This window comes from Sphingomonas sp. SFZ2018-12 (genome assembly GCF_022496715.1).
Classification (GTDB): Bacteria; Pseudomonadota; Alphaproteobacteria; order Sphingomonadales; family Sphingomonadaceae; genus Sphingomonas.
The window spans coordinates 714,307-732,380 of the sequence record NZ_WTFM01000002.1; the positions used below are offsets into that span (position 1 = coordinate 714,307).

At 67.7% G+C, this 18,074-nt stretch carries 16 protein-coding genes; 10 read left to right on the top strand and 6 right to left on the bottom strand.

Going from position 1 to position 18,074, the window contains the following annotated elements; all coding sequences use genetic code 11:
* Positions 1–71: 71 nt before the first annotated feature.
* Entirely contained in the window at positions 72–1,106 is a 1,035-nt protein-coding gene (locus GO308_RS12440) for a substrate-binding domain-containing protein (protein WP_066480793.1), read from the bottom strand.
* A gap of 54 nt (positions 1,107–1,160) precedes the next feature.
* The gene (locus GO308_RS12445; RefSeq protein ID WP_240885641.1) at positions 1,161–2,396 is read right to left on the bottom strand and encodes an ATP-binding protein; all 1,236 of its coding nucleotides are present in this window, start codon (positions 2,394–2,396) and stop codon (positions 1,161–1,163) included.
* 91 nt (positions 2,397–2,487) lie between these two features.
* Here GO308_RS12445 and GO308_RS12450 point away from each other — a divergent pair, with 91 nt between their 5' ends.
* The 8 genes from GO308_RS12450 to glmS all read left to right on the top strand — a co-directional run bounded on the left by GO308_RS12450 (position 2,488) and on the right by glmS (position 9,084).
* Positions 2,488–2,880, top strand: a complete 393-nt coding sequence (locus GO308_RS12450; protein WP_066480795.1) for a hypothetical protein — start codon at positions 2,488–2,490, stop codon at positions 2,878–2,880.
* A 5-nt stretch (positions 2,881–2,885) separates the two neighbouring features.
* Positions 2,886–3,161 (top strand): HPr-rel-A system PqqD family peptide chaperone, encoded by a 276-nt coding sequence (locus GO308_RS12455; RefSeq protein WP_240885642.1) that lies wholly within the window; start codon positions 2,886–2,888, stop codon positions 3,159–3,161.
* Positions 3,162–3,171: 10 nt separating this feature from the next.
* A complete protein-coding gene (locus GO308_RS12460; RefSeq protein ID WP_240885643.1) occupies positions 3,172–4,035 on the top strand; it encodes an HprK-related kinase A in 864 nt (287 codons plus the stop codon).
* Positions 4,032–5,039 (top strand): nucleotidyltransferase family protein, encoded by a 1,008-nt coding sequence (locus GO308_RS12465; protein WP_240885644.1) that lies wholly within the window; start codon positions 4,032–4,034, stop codon positions 5,037–5,039. Before GO308_RS12460 ends, GO308_RS12465 begins: the two co-directional genes overlap by 4 nt.
* Positions 5,040–5,112: 73 nt before the next feature.
* Complete coding sequence (gene glmU / locus GO308_RS12470; RefSeq protein ID WP_066670050.1) at positions 5,113–6,462, top strand: bifunctional UDP-N-acetylglucosamine diphosphorylase/glucosamine-1-phosphate N-acetyltransferase GlmU; 1,350 nt, start codon at positions 5,113–5,115, stop codon at positions 6,460–6,462.
* Between the two features lie 31 nt (positions 6,463–6,493).
* Entirely contained in the window at positions 6,494–6,868 is a 375-nt protein-coding gene (locus tag GO308_RS12475) for a ribbon-helix-helix protein, CopG family (protein WP_240885645.1), read from the top strand.
* Positions 6,865–7,233: a PIN domain-containing protein gene (locus tag GO308_RS12480; protein ID WP_066480803.1), complete on the top strand. Its 369-nt coding sequence runs from the start codon at positions 6,865–6,867 to the stop codon at positions 7,231–7,233. The genes GO308_RS12475 and GO308_RS12480 overlap by 4 nt, the downstream gene beginning before the upstream one ends.
* A gap of 15 nt (positions 7,234–7,248) precedes the next feature.
* On the top strand, positions 7,249–9,084 hold the full coding sequence (gene glmS / locus GO308_RS12485) for a glutamine--fructose-6-phosphate transaminase (isomerizing) (RefSeq protein ID WP_240885646.1): 1,836 nt from the start codon (positions 7,249–7,251) through the stop codon (positions 9,082–9,084).
* A gap of 168 nt (positions 9,085–9,252) precedes the next feature.
* On the opposite strand, the gene GO308_RS12490 is transcribed toward glmS, so the two are convergent.
* Positions 9,253–12,690 carry a TonB-dependent receptor gene (locus GO308_RS12490; protein ID WP_240885647.1) on the bottom strand — a complete coding sequence of 1,146 codons (3,438 nt, stop codon included), beginning with the start codon at positions 12,688–12,690 and terminating at the stop codon, positions 9,253–9,255.
* A 261-nt stretch (positions 12,691–12,951) separates the two neighbouring features.
* Between GO308_RS12490 and GO308_RS12495 the strand changes: the two genes are divergently transcribed.
* Together GO308_RS12495 and GO308_RS12500 are read left to right on the top strand one after the other, a co-directional pair.
* A complete protein-coding gene (locus tag GO308_RS12495) occupies positions 12,952–13,923 on the top strand; it encodes an AraC family transcriptional regulator (protein ID WP_066670059.1) in 972 nt (323 codons plus the stop codon).
* Between the two features lie 56 nt (positions 13,924–13,979).
* Complete coding sequence (locus tag GO308_RS12500; RefSeq protein WP_066480807.1) at positions 13,980–15,137, top strand: HD-GYP domain-containing protein; 1,158 nt, start codon at positions 13,980–13,982, stop codon at positions 15,135–15,137.
* Here the strand turns inward: GO308_RS12500 and GO308_RS12505 are convergent.
* Genes GO308_RS12505 through GO308_RS12515 form a run of 3 tightly spaced genes read right to left on the bottom strand, consistent with a single transcriptional unit; the run spans position 15,087 to position 18,057 of the window.
* Positions 15,087–16,340 carry an adenosylmethionine--8-amino-7-oxononanoate transaminase gene (locus tag GO308_RS12505; protein WP_240885648.1) on the bottom strand — a complete coding sequence of 418 codons (1,254 nt, stop codon included), beginning with the start codon at positions 16,338–16,340 and terminating at the stop codon, positions 15,087–15,089. The two genes, GO308_RS12500 and GO308_RS12505, sit on opposite strands and share 51 nt — an antisense overlap.
* A complete protein-coding gene (gene bioD, locus GO308_RS12510; RefSeq protein ID WP_240885649.1) occupies positions 16,337–16,954 on the bottom strand; it encodes a dethiobiotin synthase in 618 nt (205 codons plus the stop codon). The genes GO308_RS12505 and bioD overlap by 4 nt, the downstream gene beginning before the upstream one ends.
* Entirely contained in the window at positions 16,951–18,057 is a 1,107-nt protein-coding gene (locus tag GO308_RS12515; RefSeq protein ID WP_066549339.1) for an 8-amino-7-oxononanoate synthase, read from the bottom strand. The genes bioD and GO308_RS12515 overlap by 4 nt, the downstream gene beginning before the upstream one ends.
* Positions 18,058–18,074 lie beyond the last annotated feature (17 nt).

An 18,074-nucleotide genomic window follows, 5' to 3' on the forward strand; every position in this document is an offset into this window, starting at 1 on the left:
ACGGGTCTTCGTGTCGGGGCGGACGCCGGATGCGGCGGCGGCCGTCGCGGTGAGGCGGGCGGGCGGCACGATCAGTTCAGGTCCTCGGGCTTGAGGGTGATTTCGTTGTCGATGATGTTCTTCGAGTTGAAGCGGACATTCGTCGACGCCGCGATCATGCCGCGCTTGACCAGCGGGCCGTCCGGCGCCCACGCGTTCGCATACGCCTCCAGAAACGCGCGCATGCCCGGGATCGGGCGGATATGCTGTTTCTTGACATAGATGAACAACGGACGCGCGCCCGGATACCGGTTGGTCGCGATCGTCTGATAGGTCGGCTCGACCCCGTCGATCGGCACGCCGCGCAGCCGGTCGTCGTTTTCCTCCAGATAGCTGAAGCCGAAAATGCCGATCGCGTTGGGGTTGGTCGACAGGTTCTGGACGATCAGATTGTCGTTCTCCCCCTTGTCGACATAGGCCGCGTCGTCGCGGATGCGCGTGCAGACATTGGCATAGCGGTCAGGGTCCGGCCCCTTCTTGATCGCGGCGGCCTCCGGATAGGCTTCCTCGCACCCCGGTGCCAGGATCAGCTCGACGAACGCGTCGCGCGTGCCGCTGGTGGATGGGGGGCCGAACACCTGAATCGGCAGCGCCGGCAGCGCGGGATTGACGTCGCGCCAGGTGCGCCGCGTGTTGGGCTGGCCCATCGGGTTGGCTGCGAGCGCCAGATAGATGTCCTTCTTGGTCAGCGACAGCTTCGGCCCCTGGAGCGATTCGGCGAGCGCCACGCCGTCGGTGCCGACCTGCACCTCCATCACGCCGGTCACGCCATTTTCGGTGCAGTTCTGAAGCTCTGAGGCATAAAGGCGCCGCGAGGCGTTGAGAATGTCGGGATGCTGTGATCCGACGCCTGCGCAGAACAGTTTGATGCCCGCGCCGGTGCCGGTCGATTCGATCACCGGGGCCTTCAAGTTGGGATTGTTGTTGACGAGCTGCTCGGCGACGATCGTGGTGAAGGGATAGACCGTCGACGACCCGACGACCTTGATCTGGTCGCGTGCCGCCCCCTGATCGCAGGAAACGAGCAGAAGGGAGGATGCCGCGACAATCGCCAGACGGCTGGTCATGAGTATCTCCATCGCTGATGCCGGTTCGGCCCCCGGCCGGCGGCTAGCATCGCGTCATGGTGCCTGTGTTGCAGCGACGTTACGGCTTGATGACAGCTGCGACGATGGCAACAGCACCGTAACGACCGTGCCGACGCCCGGCGTGCTCGCGATATCCATGCGCCCGCGATGGCGTTCGACGATATGCTTGACGATCGACAGCCCCAGCCCGGTGCCGCCGGCCGCACGGCTACGCCCCGAATCAACGCGATAGAAGCGCTCGGTCAGGCGCGGCAGGTGTTCGGGCGCGATCCCCTCGCCCTCGTCCGCCACCGCCAGCCGGACCATCGGTCCCCCGTCGTGGCGAAGCGCGATCGTCACCGGGGTACCGGGCCGACCATATTTCATCGCGTTGCCGATCAGGTTGTAGAGCACCTGGCTCAACTGCGCGCGATCGCCCTTGACCGGCGGCGCGTCGCGCAGCTCGGTGATCAGGTCGCCGCCGCGTTCGTCATTGGTCGCAGCCAGCGCCTCGCGCACTTCCTCGATCAAGGCGCGCAGGTCGACCTGCTGGTCGGGCTCGCGATATTTTTCGGCCTCGATCCGCGACAGGCTCATCAGGTCGTCGACCAGTCGTCGCATCCGCACCGCCTCCGCCTGCATCACCTTCAGGAAACGCGCGCGCGTTTCCGCGTCCTCGCCGGCCTCGTCCTGCAGCGTCTCGATGAAGCCGAGCAGCGAGGCGAGCGGGGTGCGCAGCTCGTGGCTGGCGTTGGCGACGAAATCGACGCGAATCTTCTCCGTCGCGTAGCTGCCCGTCCGGTCGATCAGGTGGACGATGCGGGCGCCGCTGGCGATGACGCGCACCCGCATCTCCCAGCGCTGGTCCCGCGTACCCAGCCCGACCAGGTGGATCGGCTCGCTCGGCGGCTCGCTGCCGCTCAGCAGGCGTTCGGCGGCAGCGGGATGGCGGATCGCCAGGCGGACGTCCTCGCCCATGATGTGGCGGCCGAGCAGCGTGCGCGCGCCGTCATTGGCGTGGAGGACGCGATTGTCGACGACGACGAGCACCGGGTCGATGATCGCCTCGACCGCCTCGTCGAAGGGCATTTCGGTCGGCGGTGGCGCGACCGGCTCCGGTTCGATCGTGCGCTCGCGCGCCTCGAGCCCGGCGAGCAGCACGGCAGCGGTGCCGCCGATCAGTGCGACGGCGATGCCGTTGATGTCGCCGCCGAGCGCGCCGATGCCGACCGCAGCGGCGGCGATCAGCCCGAGCGCGAGGCCGATGCGGGTCGTCCAGGTGATTCCCATGTCCCGTTTGTAGTCGAAAACGCCCGTAATGCACTTGATACCGCCGCAATTTACGATTGCGAAAGCGGCCCCGGGGCATGACAAGCGCATCATGACCGACGATCCCACCCCCGGACCCGCCTCCACGCGCCGCCGCGCGCTGATGCTGGGTGCCGTCAGCGCGTCGGCGATCGTCTCGATCCGGCCCGCGCTCGCCCAAACCGCGGCATCGGTTTCGACCTGCGAAGTGCCGGTTCCCGATCCGGGCCGGGCGGGCAACTATATCGCTGCGGACGGCACGCTGGTCGCGCCCGGCACGCCGGGGTCGGTGCCCCCCGCGGCGCGCCCGTTCAAGGGCGAGGACGTCAAGCGCGCGCTGGCGGGCGGACGTCTGCCCGATACCGATTTCGCCACCAACCGTGCCTATACCAACTATATCCGCCGGCTTCAGCAGGGCACCAGCGGCTTTACCTGCTTCGCATCGCTGCAGATGCCGCGCGGCTGATCGCGATGGCGCCGCCGGTCTATCGCGCCGCGCCTGCCGGACATCTGCGCATCGTGGCGATGGATGTGCTGACCGCCATCTATCACCGGCCGTCGGGCCAGACGCATCTCGTCGCCTCGCCGGTGCCCGAGATGCTGGCGGCGATGGGCGATGCCGCGATCGACGCCGCGACCCTGCTGGAGCGCCTCGTCGCCGATTTCGACCTGGCGGACCCGGACGCCACGGCTCTGTCCGCGCGCCTCGACGAGCTGGCGCGGGCGGGCCTGGTCGCGCGCGCGTGACGGCCGGCCGGTGAAGCACGTCGTCCAGCTCCGCATCGGTCCGGTCGGCTTTCGCATCGGATCGGACTGGCGCGCGCCGATCGCCCAGCTCGGGGCGCTCTATCGCGACTATCCGCGCCCGATCGACGGCATTCCCGATTTCACCGTGCGGCTGTTCGCGCCGCGCCCGTGGCGACGCATCGTTCGCCCGAACGTGATGATCGCGGGCGACTACACCATTCCCGACGCCGCACCGCTTCCGCTGCGCCTCGGCCTGCTCGCCGCCGAAATGGGCATGAACCTGCAGATGGCGCTCGGCCAGCGGCGGTACCTGCTGCTCCACGCCGCCGCGGTCGAACGCGATGGCCGCGCGCTGATCCTGACCGGGGTGTCGGGGGCGGGCAAGTCGACGCTGGCGGCGCTGCTGATGGCGCGCGGGTGGCGGCTGATGGGCGATGAATTCCTGCTGGTCGATCCCGCCACGGGCCTGGCGCACGCCTTTCCCCGGCTGATCAGCCTGAAGAACCGGGCGGTCGATGTCGTCGCCGCTGCGCTGACCGACGCGCGCTTCGGTCCGCCCCAGCCGGAGACGCCAAAGGGCGACATCCGCCATCTGGTGCCCGATGCGCGGGCGATCGCGGCGATGGATGCGCCCGCCCAGCCGGCACTCATCCTGTTTCCGAGCTTCGGCTTCGCCGCCGCGACGCGCCCGGTGCCCGCGAGCGAGACGTTCATGCGGCTGACGCAGGCGTCGACCAACTATGTCGCGCTGGGTGAACGCGGGTTCGACGCGCTCACCCGGCTGGTCGCATCGGTGCCGGCGCATGCCATCGACTATCCGGATACCGACACTGCGCTGGCCGAGGTCGAGCGGCTCTGGGCGGCGGTCGCATGAGCGCGCAGCTGGTGGTCCGCGTCCTGCGCGAACCCGGATCCGCGCTGTCGCTGGACGCGGCGGGCTGGACCGCGGTGATCGCGGCGGCGCGCGCCGAACAGATTATCGGGACGCTCGCCCATCGCGTCGACGGGCTGAAAATCCCTCCGGCCGCGGCGCGCGTCCTCGCCGACGCGCGCGCATCCGCCGAACAGGGGCGCATCGCCGCGCTGTGGGAAGCGGAAATGGCGCGGCGCGCGCTGGCACCGGCCGGAATCTCCGTCCTGCTGCTGAAGGGCACGGCATTCGTCGCGGCGGGGCTGAAGGCCGGGCAGGGGCGCTCGATCGGCGATCTCGACATCCTGGTGTCGCGCGACCGGCTGGACGCGGCGGAGGCAGCATTGCTCGCCGCGGGGTGGGAATGGGTCAAGCCCGATCCCTATGACGACGCCTATTACCGCCGGTGGATGCACGAGCTGCCCCCGATGATCCACCGCGATCGCGATCGCATGATCGACGTGCACCACACCATCCTGCCGCTGACCGCGCGGGTGCGGCCCGATGCCGACGGCCTGATCGCGCGCGCGGTGGAGATTGCGCCGGGGCTGCGCATGCTCGCCCCCGATGACGTCATCGTGCACGCGGCCGCGCACCTGATCGCCGATGGCGACCTGGCCGGCGGTTTGCGCAACCTGTGGGACATTCACTGCTTGGTCGAGGAGTTCGGGGTCGAGGGGCTGCAGGCGCGCGCGCGCCATCATGGCCTGTGGCCGGCGGTCGCCCGGTCGTTGCGGCTGGCCCATGCGCTCTACGGCACGGAGCTGCCGCCGGAATGGCTGCGGCGCGACGCGCTCGACGCCTTGTTCCTGCGTCGTATCCTGTCGCGTGACGGCTGGGGCCGGCGGACGCGCAAGCTGACCGAGTTCGGCTTCTATCTGCGCGGGCACTGGCTGCGGATGCCGCTGGCGATGTTGGCGCGGCATTTGTGGATCAAGTGGCGCGGCGGCCACCGGCCGGTCGGCTGAGCCCGCGCCCGGCACTGGCACCCCGGGCCGTTTCGTGGCAGTCGCGCCTGCGACGAGCGTGGAGAGGATCGTGATGGAAACCGCTGCAATCATCCTCGCCGCGGGCAAGGGCACGCGGATGAAGTCGGACCTGCACAAGGTGCTGCACCCGATCGCGGGCAAGCCGATGCTGCGCCACCTGATCGACGCGACGCGCGATTTCGCGCCGGCGCGCACCGTCGTGGTGGTCGGCGCCGGGCGCGACCAGGTTGAGGCGGCGGTGGCCCCGCTGGGCGTCGCGATTGCCCATCAGGCGGAGCAGCTGGGCACCGGGCATGCCGTGCTCCAGGCCCGGGAGGCGCTGGCCGGGTTCGCGGGCGACGTGCTGATCCTCTATGGCGACGTGCCGCTGGTGGCGACCGCGACGATGCGCGCGATGATCGACCGGCTGCACGCCCCTGACGCTCCCGCAGTGGTGGTGCTGGCGTTCCGCGCCGCCGACCCCGCTGCCTATGGCCGGGTGATCGCCGACGCGGAGGGCCGCATCGACCGGATCGTCGAATACAAGGATGCCAGCGCCGACGAGCGCGCGGTGACTTTGTGCAATTCCGGGCTGATGGCGGCGCGGGCGAGCGATCTGTTCGACCTGCTCGACCACGTGGGCAACGACAATGCGGCGGGCGAATATTACCTGCCCGACATCGTGACCATCGCCGCCGCCGATGGCCGCCATTCGGCGATGGTCGAGGTAGCCGAGGCCGAAGTCGCCGGCGTCAACAGCCGCGCCGACCTCGCCGCGCTCGAACTGGCGTGGCAGCAGCAGCGGCGCGTCCGGGCGATGGCCGATGGCGCGACCCTGATCGCGCCGGAGACGGTGTGGTTCGCGCACGACACGGTGATCGGCCGCGACGTCGTGATCGAACCCAATGTGGTGTTCGGCCCCGGGGTGACGGTCGCGGACGGGGTGGTCATCCACGCCTTCAGCCATGTCGAAGGCGCGACGATCGCTGGCGGCGTTTCGGTCGGCCCGTTCGCGCGGCTGCGCCCCGGCGCGGTGCTGGAGGCGGGATCGCGCGTCGGCAATTTCGTCGAGGTCAAGAACGCGCGGCTGGGCGCGGGGGCCAAGGCCAATCACCTGACTTATCTGGGCGATGCCAGCATCGGCGCGGGCGCGAATATCGGCGCGGGGACGATCACCTGCAATTATGACGGCTTCTTCAAATATCGCACCGAAATCGGCGCGGGCGCATTCGTCGGATCGAACAGCGCGCTGGTCGCGCCGGTCAACATCGGCGCGGGCGCGATCGTCGCCGCGGGCAGCGTGGTGACGCGCGATGTCGAGGCCGACGCGCTGGCGCTGGCGCGCGGCAAACAGGAAAGCCGGCCGGGCTGGGCGGCGAAGTTCCGCGCGATGATGAAAGCGCGCAAGCAGGCGCGCGATTGACGATGATATCGTCACATGATATCAAACTGACATGACCCGCATTCTAGCTGATTTGCCTGAGGAGGATATCCGCTGGCTCGACCAGCGGGCGGCTGAGCGGGGCATATCGCGCGCGTCGTTGCTCAGGGATGTCGTCGCGACCTACAAAGCGCAAGACCAGGCGCCGAACGACAAGGCGTGGCTGGATCAAGCCATCGGGATTTGGAAAGACCGGACCGACATCGGAGACGCCGTTGAATGGCAGCGCCGTGAGCGGGCGTCGTGGACGCGGCCGTGGGATGACGATTACGAGGCGGTGCGGGCAGAATTTCCCGACCTGTTCGATGAGACGGATGACCGCGAGCGTCAGCGCTATCTCGACATGTCAGCGAGCAGGACGACCGGGCAGAAGCGCTCAGACCGGTGAGCAGCTATGCCTTTGATGCCAACATCCTGATCTATGCCTTGCACGGAGACCGGGTGGCGCACGCCGAAATTGCGCGCGTCGATCGCCCCTGGATCAGCCGGATTGCCTGGATCGAGGTGATGTCCAAGGAGAGCGGGGCGACGATGCGCACCATCCAGACCTTCCTGAACGGCTTTTCCATCGACGAGATCGATCTTCGCACCGCCGAACATGCCGCGGCACTGCGCCGCGAGCGACCGCGGCTGCGCCTGGCCGATGCGCTCATTCTGGCGTCAGCTCAGGTCAATCATCGCATTCTGGTCACGAACAACACCAAGGACTTCCCGGCCAATATGCCGGGCATCCGCGTCCCCTACACCTTGTAACGAAAGCTCCAAATCATGTGCGGCATTGTCGGGATCATCAGCGGCGCGGACGTCGCCGATCGCCTGTTCGACGGGCTGAAGCGGCTGGAATATCGCGGCTATGATTCCGCCGGCATCGCGACGCTGCACAACGGCGCGATCGAGCGGCGGCGCGCCAGTGGCAAGCTGGTCAATCTCGGCACCCGCCTGCGCGAGGAGCCGCTGCCCGGCACGGTCGGCATCGCGCACACGCGCTGGGCGACGCATGGCGCGCCGACCGAGGACAATGCCCACCCCCATGTCGCTGGCCGCGTGACGCTGGTCCACAACGGCATCATCGAGAATTTCAAGCCGCTGCGCGACGAGCTGATCGCCGACGGCCGCACCTTCCTGAGCCAGACCGACACCGAAGTCGTCGCGCACCTGATCGACCGCGAGCTCGATCGCGGCGCCAGCCCGCAGGACGCGGTCAAGGCGGTGCTGCCCCGCCTGCACGGTGCCTTCGCGCTGGCCATTTTGTTTAAGGATCACCCTGACCTCTTGATCGGCGCGCGGCTGGGGTCGCCGCTGGTGGTCGGGCATGGCGCCGAGGAAAATGGGGGTGAGACCTTTCTGGGATCGGACGCACTCGCGCTCGCGCCGCTGACCCAGCGCATTGCCTATTTGGACGAAGGCGACTGGGTGGTGGTGACGCGCGGCGGCGCGCAGGTATTCGATCGCGACAACCGGCCGGTTGAGCGCCCCGTAACCCTGTCGGGCATCACGGGCGCGCTGATCGACAAGGGCAATCACCGCCACTTCATGCAGAAGGAAATCTACGAACAGCCGGTGGTGGTCGCCCAGACGCTGCGCAGCTATCTGCGCCCGGTCGAGGAGCAGGTCGCGTTGCCCGACATGGAGTTCGACCTGTCGACGGTCGAGCGCGTCGTCATCGTCGCGTGCGGCACCGCCAGCTATGTCGGCATGATCGGCAAATACTGGATCGAGCAGTTCGCGCGCCTGCCGGTCGAGGTCGATGTGGCGAGCGAGTTCCGATACCGCGACCCCGTCCTGCTGCCCCACACGCTGGGCGTCGTCGTCAGCCAGTCGGGCGAGACCGCCGACACGCTGGCGGCTTTGCGCCACATGAAGGCGAACGGCGTCACCACCGCCGGCATCATCAACGTGCCGACCAGCTCGATGGCGCGCGAGGTCGATTTGTTGATGCCCACCCATGCCGGGCCGGAGATCGGCGTCGCGTCGACCAAGGCGTTCACGTGCCAGCTCGCGGTGATGGCGGCGTTGTCGGTCAATCTGGCGCGTGCCAAGGGCCGGCTGGACGAAGCCGAGGAGCGCGAGATCGTCCGCCACCTGCGCGAAGTGCCCGCGGCGATCAACGCGGCGCTGGCGCATGACGCCGAGATCGAGGCGATGGCGGGGACGATCGCGATCGCGCGCGACGTGCTCTATCTGGGCCGTGGCCCCGACTATCCGCTGGCGCTGGAGGGCGCGCTCAAGCTCAAGGAGATCAGCTACATCCATGCTGAGGGCTATGCCTCGGGCGAGATGAAGCACGGGCCGATCGCGTTGATCGACGAAGCCGTGCCGCTGATCGTCATCGCGCCATCGGGACCGCTGTTCGACAAGACGGTCAGCAACATGCAGGAGGCGCAGGCACGGGGCGCAAAGGTGGTGCTGATTTCCGACGCCGCCGGGCTGGCCCAGGCGGGCGAGGACGCGATGGCGACGATCGAGATGCCCGCCGTCCACCCGCTGATCGCGCCGATCGTCTACGCCGTGCCGGTTCAGCTGCTCGCCTATCACGTCGCGGTCGCCAAGGGCACCGACGTCGATCAGCCGCGCAATCTGGCCAAGTCGGTGACGGTCGAATAGCCCCCGACAAAATCGGGCCGCACGGTCTTGTCCGGGCGGCCCGATCGCCGGTGGGTTAAGCCGGCAAGGGGGTTTGTAGCACTTGCTTCATAAACGGGACATCACCGACTGGATGCCGATTGCTGCAAAGCGAAAGGCGGACCGGCGGCGAAGCGCCCGGCGCGATCGTCAGAAGACATAGCGCACCCCAAGCTGCGCCCGCCACGCGGAGCTCGGCGCATATTGCTGCGCTTCGATGAAATCGGTCGTCGAGATATCGTCGATCACGATCTGGTTGGTCGCCGGATCGAACACCGCATCGTAGAAATTCTGGCGGATATTGTAGCGCCGCACTGCGCCATAATCGCGGTCGAGCAGGTTGAGGAAATTGCGGATGCTGGCATCGAAGATCAGCTTGCCCGGGAGCGGCGATGGGACTTCGAGCTGGGCATTGAGATCCAGCCGGAAGGTGTCGCCTGCGCGCACGATGTTCCGCGGGATGAAGGAGCCGCGATACCGCTCGAGCCCGAGTGCCTGCTCGATCGCCAGGATCTGCTCGTAGCTGGCGCCCCCCGCATAGCGCACCAGCGGATCGCCCGCCCCGGTCGGCAGATAGGCGAGCAGGCGCTGGTTGGCGCGCCCGGAAAAGGCGGGCTGGAGAAACTGGAGCCGGTTGAAGATGGCGGCGGGAATGCCACCGGGGTTGGTTGCCGACTGGAGCCCGCCAAGATCGGCGGCGCTGAGCGGATCGTCCGCATCGATGACGAGCGAGGTGGCGCGACCGGTCCGATAGTTGCCGAAGATATTGAACCTGAACCTGAAATCCTTGGCGAACTCGTTCGAATAGTTGAGCGAGAAGACGAAATTGTGCGGCACCGCCTGAATCGAATTGCCGGCGGTGGGATTGTTCACGTCGTCATAGGCGCCGGTTTCGTACACGCTCGCCAGCGTCGCGGTGTCGTTGCTCGGCGAGACGTCGACCGATTCGACATAGGTATAGCCGGTGTTGAAGCCGACGCGGCCGATCTTGCCCAGGTTCCAGTCCTTTTCGGCCTCGAACGTCAGCGCCAGCGAATGGCCTTCGCTGGTGTTGAAGATGCCGATGTCCTGGACGGGCACGATCTGGGCGGTCCGCGGATTGGTGAACGAACTTGGCGTCCGTGCATCCAACGCGATGTTGGTGACGTAGCGCGGCGTGCCCGTCGGCAGCGTGACGCCGCTCGGCACGATCCGCAGGTCGCGGAACTGCAGCGCGTCGATGACGTCCGAATAGGTCGCCTCCGCCGTGAAGCGCCAATTGTCGCCGAGCAGCGGCAGGTTGGCGCGCTGGTCGACCGCGAGCGTGAAACGCGCATTTTTGGGGATGTCGAAGTCGGCCGAAATGAACGAAACGCTGCTGTCGGTGCCGTTGCGCAGCCCCGCGCGCACCGTCGCGAGCTGCGCCAGGATGGCGGCCGGCAATTCATTGGGATCGACCGGCCCGCCAAGCTGTGCGTTGTTCCGCGTGACCGTTGCCAGGCTGACCCCGTTGGTCAGGAAGGGTTCGGTGAACCAGGTGATCGGCGTGCCGCCGGCGAAGATGCCCGCGCCGCCGCGCACCACGGTGTTGTCGAACGGCCGCCAGTTGAAGCCGAAGCGCGGCAGGAACACGTCGACGCCGTCGAGCGTGTCCTGGTTCGAGATGCCGTAGCGGGCGAGGAAGAAGGGATTGGCCGCCGGCGCGTCGCCGCTGGTGAACAGCTCGTAACGCAGGCCGAACAGCATATCGAGCCGGGGCGTGACCGCCCACTGGTCCTGCAGATAGACCGAGTGCTGGGTCAGCGCGAAATCGGCGGCGGCGTCGGCGACATTGCCCGTCGTCGGCGCGGTGGCGCTGACGCTGGTGGCGATGCCCTGTTCATACGCCTGGATCGTGGTCAGCGCGGTGCCGTTGACCGTGATCGGTGCAAAGGTGAACACGCCATTGCCCGCCGGGGCACGCGAACGAAAGATGTCGCGGCGGTCGAATTCGTATCCGAACGAGATTTTGTGATCGCCGGCGACATATTCACCGCGCGTCTTGATCTGCCAGCGATCCGCCTCGAGCACGTTGTTCTGATCGGAATCGTCCGGCCCGATCGACAGGTCGCCGTCGGGGATGGGATTGCCGTTCGCATCGAGCACCAGCGAACCGTCGGCATTGCGGGTGAAGTCGACGTCCTGGAGCAGCACCTGACCGAAATTCGCGTTCGCCGACAAGGGCGTCGCCTTTCGCACCTGGCGCAGATAGCCGACCTGGATCTGGGTGGAAAAGCGGTCCGACCATTGCGAGAAGAGCTGACCGGAAAGGCCGATCGGGGTGTCGGCGTCGAACGCGGCGGCGCTCGACGGCGAGTTGAGGCCCGGGCCACGCGTCGTGTCGATGCTGTTCGATTCGGTGCGCTGATAGGTCAGCTGCGCGCGCTGGTTGTCGCTGATGTTCCAGTCGAGCTTGGCCAGGAACTTGCGCTCGCCATTGGGCGTGTTGAGGATGTCGTTGAAGTCGCCCGAATCATAGTCGTAGCGGTCGATGCCGATTTGACGGATGCGGTCATAGGCTGCGCTGCTGACGAGCAGGCTGGGGGTCTCGCACGCGATGCCGGAGGGACAGGCGCCCAGCGTGTCGTTTTCGCTGAATTCTTCATAGCTGAAGAAGAAGAACAGTTTGTCCTTGATGATCGGTCCGGACAGCGTCGCGCCATAGGTGCGCTCGATAGGTTCGCGCGCGATCGTGAACGGCGCGCCCGCGGCATCGGTGCCGATTTCACGCGCGGACAGGCCGCCACCGCCCTGCAGATAGCGGGCGGAGCCGTGGAACTGGTTGTTGCCCGACTTGGTGTTGATGTTGATCTGGCCGCCCTGGAAGCCCGAATTCTGGACGTCGAACGGCGCCGTCTCGACCGACAGCGATTCGATGGCGTCCAGCGAGATCGGCGATCGCCGTGTCGACAGGCCGGTGAAATTATCGCCGAAGCTGTCGGCTTGCGACAGGCCGTCGACGATCAGGTTGTTGAACCGCGTGTTGAAACCGAGCAGCGAAATGCCCTGATCCTCGTCCGGCTGACCGAAGTCCAGGAAGGCGCGGCTGTCGCGCTGGATGATTTCCTGGAGGCGGCGCTCGACGACCGGCTGGTCGCTGATCTCGCCCTGGCCATAAGTGTTGATCGACCCGAAGCTCAGCCGGTTGCGCGATCCGCCCAGCACGACGATCTCGTCCGCGGCGCCCGCGTCGCGCCGGGCCACGGTGGCCGACAGGGTGACCGGATCGCCCGCAACCGCGAAGATGTCCTTGATCTCGGAGGTGACTACCCCGTCGCCGCTGATCTGGATCGTGTAGGGTCCGCCGATGCGTAGGCCGCTGGCGGTGAACTGGCCCGAGGCGTTGACCCGTGTCGTGACGCGCGATCCCGACGGGACATGTTCGACGACAATCGTCGCGCCGGCCGCCGGTGCGCCGTCGTCGAAGCGAACCTCGCCGCCGATTTCGGCGTAGGTCACTTGCGCATAAGCAGCCGGGATTGCCGCGCAAACGGCAATCGCCGCGGCGCTCGCGCCACCGAGCAGCCGGATCGAGGCGGCAAGTGCGGCAAGATTGAATGGACGTTGCATGGCGTGCGCTCCCCTTTTTGCATCGCAACAAGGTGCGGCGGGTAGGCGCGTGGAATGACAGCCCCGCAAAACGGAGTAGGTCCATTTTCGATATATCTCGCAAGAATGCGCGCGGCGGGCAGCACCCGAAATCAATCGCAATAAATCGAAAGCGTCGGGGAATTTATCGCGCGGCCGTCATGGTCGTGTTGCGGACGGCTGCCAACGCCGTCGGCTCACCGCCGGAAATCCGGGCGGTCGAGTGCCGATTGGACAAAGATCATGCCCCTGCTCATCCCGCCCCCGACCGCCCCGGTGCATCACCACGTCATCCAGCCGCTCGTCGTCGGCAGGGCGGGACGCAAGGATATCGCCCCGCGCGTCGACGGACGGATCGAGCGCCGGCCCGATTTCGGCCTTCAGATCGAAACGCCGGGCGTCCGGCTGCACGAGCTGGAAAGCGAGGTGTTCGACTTTTCCTTTCAGGCGCGCGCGCATGTGATCGATTTCAACTTCAATCCCGGCTGGTCGATGATGAAGGTCAATGACGGCCCGCTTCGCCGGCTCGAGTTCGATCGTCACGCGGTCAGCTTCGCCCCGTCGGGCAGCGAACTCGTCCGTCATGCCACCGCCAGCAACGCGGTGTCGGGCACGCATCGCACGATCGCGGTGGCGATCGAACCCGACTGGATGGCGACGCTCGTTGCGGACGTGGCCGATGGTCGCGCCGTGCACTTCGCCAGTCATGCCGATCCGGCACCCTGGCCGGTCATGCAACGCGTACAGTCCGCGCTCGCGGCGTTTTTCCGCGCGCCCGGGCATTTTTCGACAGTCACGGTCGAAGCGGTCGTCAACGAGATTGCGTTGCGCACGCTGCTGCGCTGGTCGAACCTGTCCACGCGCATGGCGACAATCGCGGTGCGCAGCGAGGACCCGGCCGTCGCCCGCGCGATCGCGTTCATTCACGCAAATCTTCGCGCGCCGGTGACACTCGCCGACATCCACGCCGCGGCAGGGCGCGACGGCACTTTGCTGGCCGGGCCTTTCCGCCGGGTCACCGGACTGACCGTCTACACCTATCTTGTCCGGGCGCGCATCGACGCGGCGGCCGAGGACCTTCGGGCGACGTCGATGCCGGTCGCGGAAATCGCGCGGCGTTACCAGTTCGGATCGCCGGCGCATTTCTCGACCAGCTTCCGCAACGTGATCGGCGTAAGCCCGCGGCGCTATCGCGGCGAGATCGCCGCGGGCTGATCCGCCCCCGGATTTTCGTAACGGCTTGGCAACCATGTCCGCGTTATGCCGGTGTCATGGACGGGGTAGAGCCAAAGGTTATCAACGACACGCTGCTGCGCAGCGACTGGCGCATGTTCATGCCGCCGGAAACGGAAACGGATGCCGGCCCGCCGGCACCGGCCGCACCGATGTTCCTGCGCGCGCGTCCCGCGTCGCTCGGCCGCGAGCGCGAGCGCGCCAAGCAGATCATCGAATCGGGCAAGGAAACGATCCGTGGGGCCTTCCGGGCAGTGACGGACGGCGATCCCATCGATTACGACGCGCTGCAGGCGCTGGTCCGATCGGTCACCGCGTCGGTATTGCGCCACCCGATGGCGCTGCCGGGCATGGGCCGGCTGAAAACCAAGCACGAATACACCTATCTGCATTCGGTGGCGGTGTGTGGCCTGATGGTCGCGCTCGCCCGGCGGCTCGACGAGCCGGGCCTGGTGCTGGAGGATGTCGGCCTGGCCGGCCTGCTGCACGATATCGGCAAGGCGCGTATCCCGCGCGCGGTGCTCGACAAGCCCGCCGAACTGACCGTGGATGAATTCCGGCTGGTGCGCGAGCATCCGGTGCGCGGGCATGAGCTGCTGAACGACGTGGCCGAAGTCCCGGCGGTGGTGCGCGACGTCTGTCTGCATCATCACGAGCGGCTCGACGGATCGGGCTATCCGTTCGGGCTGAAGGACAAGGAAATTAGCCTGGTCGCGCGCATGGCGGCGATCTGCGACGTCTATGACGCCGTCACCTCGGCCCGCGCGTACAAGCGCAGCTGGTCGCCGGCCGAGGCGCTGGAATGGATGAGCACCGCCGAAGGCCATTTCGACCGCCGCGTGCTCGCCGAATTCCGCAAGCTGATCGGGGCGTTCCCGCCGGGATCGCTGGTGATGCTGCAAAGCGGGCGGCTGGGCATCGTCGCAGACGAGCTGACCGAGGATCCGCTCCGGCCCGCAATCTGCGCCTTTTTCTCGACCCATGCCAAGCGCCCGATCGACTGGGTGATGGTCGATCCCGGCCGCGATCCGATCCTGTCGGTCGAACGCGCCGATCGCTGGGGACTGACCGACTGGCGCACGCTGCGCCGCCAGCTGCTGGCCTTCGCCGACGTCAATCTGCACGGCGTCCGCGAAGATGCGGAGTCAGCCGAACCGGTCGAGGGCCTCGGCGATGGCGCCGTAGATCAGGCCTAGGTCGGCATCGTCGATACAATAGGGCGGCATGACGTAGATCGTGTTGCCAAGCGGCCGGAGCAGGATGTCCCGGTCGTGAAAGAACGCCAGCAGTCGCGGGGCCAGATCGGACAGGTAGCGCGACGTCCCGTCGCCAAGCTCCAGCGCGGTCACCGTTCCCAGCTGGCGCGCGCCATGGACCGCCGGGTGCGATGCCAGCGCAGCCAGATGCGTGCGCTGCCGCCGTTCAAGGTCGGCGACGCGGTCCAGCACCGGTTCGTCGCGCCAGATCGCCAGATTGGCAGCCGCGGCGGCACAGGCGATCGGATTGGCGGTGTAGCTGGAGGAATGAAAGAACATCCGGGCGCGATCTTCCGACCAGTGCGAGTCAAAGATCGCATTGGTGGCCAGCGTGACGGCTAGCGGCATCGCACCGCCGGTCAGCCCTTTGGACAGGCACATGAGGTCGGGGACCACGCCCGCCTGGTCGCAGGCGAACAGCGTGCCGGTGCGGCCCCATCCGGTCATCACCTCGTCCGCGATGAACAGCACGCCGTGGCGGGTGCAGAGGTCGCGCATCGCGCGCAGCGTCGCGGGCGGATAGATCAGCATGCCGCCCGCCCCCGACAGCAGCGGCTCGACGATGAGGGCGGCAGGGGTATCGTCGCGGCACGCGGCCTCCAGCGCGTCGATCGTCGCCTGTTCCCGCCCGGTCGCAGGGAAGGGCAGGGTCTCGACGTCGAACAGCAGCGGCGCATAGGCGCGATTGAACACCCCGCGCGCGCCGACCGACATCGCGCCGATCGTGTCGCCATGATAGCTGTGTTCGAGCACCAGGATGCGGTGGCGCGCCTCGCCCCGATTGGCGAAATGCCCGAGCGCCATCTTCAGCGCCACCTCGACGCTGGTCGAGCCCGAATCGGAGAAGAACACGCGGGTCAGCGGCGCGGGGGTGATCGCCACCAGTTCGCGCGCGACCGTTTCGGCGGGCTCGTGCGTCCAGCCGGCAAAAATGATCTGGTCCAGCCGCGCCGCCTGCTCGGCGATCGCCGCCATGATGCGCGGGTGGCCATGGCCATGGGTCGTCACCCACCAGCTCGAGATCGCGTCGATGATCCGGCGGCCATCGACGGTGTGGATCGCCGCGCCCTGCGCATGGCTGACCAGCGGGATCGGTTCGCCCAGGCCATGCTGGGTGAACGGGTGCCATATGGGTGAGGTCATGCGAAATCGCCCGCGTCGAAATGGGTGGCGAACGCCTGCGCCAGCGCATCCGGCGACGGCGCGTTGAGTCGGGGCAGGCGGCCCAGGCGGCGAACCCCACCGATCGCGCAGATCGTCGCTTCATTGTCCGCATTGGCGTCGCCGTTGAACGCGATGCCCAGGATCGGCACGGCGCGTGCACGCAACGCCTCGATCGTCAGCAGGCTGTGGTTGATCGTCCCCAGCGCCGTCCGCGCGACGATGACGACCGGCAAAGCCCAGCGCGCGAACAGGTCGGCATAGAGCAGGTCGCGCGTCACCGGGACCAGCGCGCCGCCCGCGCCCTCGATCACCAGCGGATCGTGGGGCGGCGGGACGAGCCGCGCGGCATCGATCGTCACCCCGTCGAGTTCGGCGGCGCGGTGCGGCGACAGCGGTTCGGTCAGGCGATAGGCCTCGGGCAGGATGCGGTCGTGCGCGACGCCGGTCAGCGCGGCGACGCGATCGGAATCGCTGCCATCCGCCAGTCCCGACTGCACCGGTTTCCAGTAAAGCGCCCCCAGCGCCTGGACGAGCATCGCCGCGACCATCGTTTTGCCGACATCGGTGTCGGTGCCGGTGACGACCAGCCTCATGCCGTCAGTTCCCGAATGGCGTCGCCCAGCGTCGCGATCTGCGTGGCATCGACATTGCGGGTGATCGAGATGCGCAGCCGCGCCGTGCCCGGCGCAACGGTCGGCGGCCGGATGCCGCGAATGTCGAAGCCGCGTTCGCGTAAGCCAGCCGCCACCCGCATCGCGCGTGCGTCCTCGCCCAATATGACCGGCACGATCTGGCTGGCACCCGCACCGGGCAGCTGTGCGCCCGCCACCGCAATCAGCCCGTGCAGTTCGGTGCGCAGTTCCGGCGCGTCGGCCAGGATACGCAGGCTGGCCCGCACCAGCGCGGCGCTGAGCGGCGACGGCGCGGTCGAAAAGATGAAGCCGCGCGCGCGGTTGACCAGGAAGTCGCGCGCGGTGCGCGGCAACGCGACCAGCGCGCCCTCCACGCCCATCGCCTTGCCGCAGGTATGCAGCGTGATGAGGTTGTGCGCACCGCCGAGCGCCGCCGCCAGCCCGCCACCGTCCGTGCCGAACACGCCGGTGGCATGGGCCTCGTCCACCACCAGCATCGCGTCATGGCGCGCGGCGACCGCGGCGAGATCGTCGAGCGGTGCGCGGTCGCCGTCCATCGAATAGAGGCTTTCGACCGCGATCCACGGCGTGCCGGTGCCGCCCGTCCGCCGCCACGCCGCGATGGCCGCATCGGCGGCGGCCGCGTCGTTATGCGGAAAGCTTCGCGACGTCGCGCGCGTCAGCCGCATCCCTTCATGACTGCTCGCATGGACCCGTTCGTCATGGACGATCAGGTCGCCCGTCTGGGGCAGGGTCGCGAGCAGTGCCGAATTGGCGGCATAGCCGGTCGGCAGGAAAAGCGCCGTCTCGCTGCCGAAAAAGTCTGCCGCCTCCGCTTCCAGCGCCTCATGCTCGGGATGGTTGCCGCGCAGCAGCCGCGATCCGCCCGACCCGACGGGTATACCCCGGTCGATTGCGGCGCGGGCGGCATCGCGCAGCCGGTCCGACCCGGCAAGCCCGAGATAGTCGTTGGACGAAAAGTCGATGCCGGCACGCGGCGCGAGCGCCCGCAGCCGATCCGCGTCGGCCAGCGCGCGCAGTTGCGCGGCATGGGCATCCCACATTTCCGCGTCCCCCCGTC